Origin of the sequence: Acidisoma sp. S159, from assembly GCF_009766125.1 — a bacterium.
Lineage (GTDB): Bacteria > Pseudomonadota > Alphaproteobacteria > Acetobacterales > Acetobacteraceae > Acidisoma.
The window spans coordinates 1-638 of record NZ_LMUG01000026.1; the positions used below are offsets into that span (position 1 = coordinate 1).

Here is a 638-nt window from a genome sequence, read left to right on the forward strand (position 1 = left end):
GCAGAAGCTCGGCCGCGTGGTTAGGATCGGTGATGCGCATCCAGGGCAATGGGACCGTCCTTCTTTTGCGTCAACTCACGCCTTCTCGGATAGTCGTGGCCGACAGTCCCGATTTGTAAAGCGGAAAAGTTTATAGCCGTATCATACAGCCTCTTGTGGAATGCAAGCTCGTCTACCGCCCGACGGGTTCGAACGGTTTCAAGATAGGCGACAAGGCGAGGCTGCCTTGACAGCAAAATCGCCCGCTGGCGTGTCATGGATCAACCCTGACGACATTGCGCCTGCGATGGTTTTCCTGGCTTCTGACGCGGCTTGGCTGGTCAGCCGCGCGAGTTTGGCCGTCACCGGCGGGGACAGCGCCAACCTCACGGCTTGAGCGGTTGGAAGTTCGCGCGGTATTGCCGACGACGACTGGATCACCGGTGGGATATGGCTAGTCGGTCGGAGGCGAGTGCGAGGGTCACTTCAGAAACCCCGAGGGATGGTTTTTTTCACGAAGCTCGGCAACGTCGGGCACGCGCGCCGAAAACCTAAGCGAAGCTGCGGAACACAAGATCTATATGGACTCGGTCGTCACCACTACGCATCCAAACCCCGCTCGCCCCGAACAGCTATCGACCCGCATCATTTTCCTGATC

The 638-nt window shown here is 58.6% G+C and carries 1 protein-coding gene; it reads left to right on the forward strand.

Annotation, left to right across the window (positions count from 1 at the left end; all coding sequences use genetic code 11):
- Positions 1-226: 226 nt before the first annotated feature.
- Complete coding sequence (locus tag GSQ92_RS07550) at positions 227-376, forward strand: hypothetical protein (protein WP_216856781.1); 150 nt, start codon at positions 227-229, stop codon at positions 374-376.
- Positions 377-638: the final 262 nt, after the last annotated feature.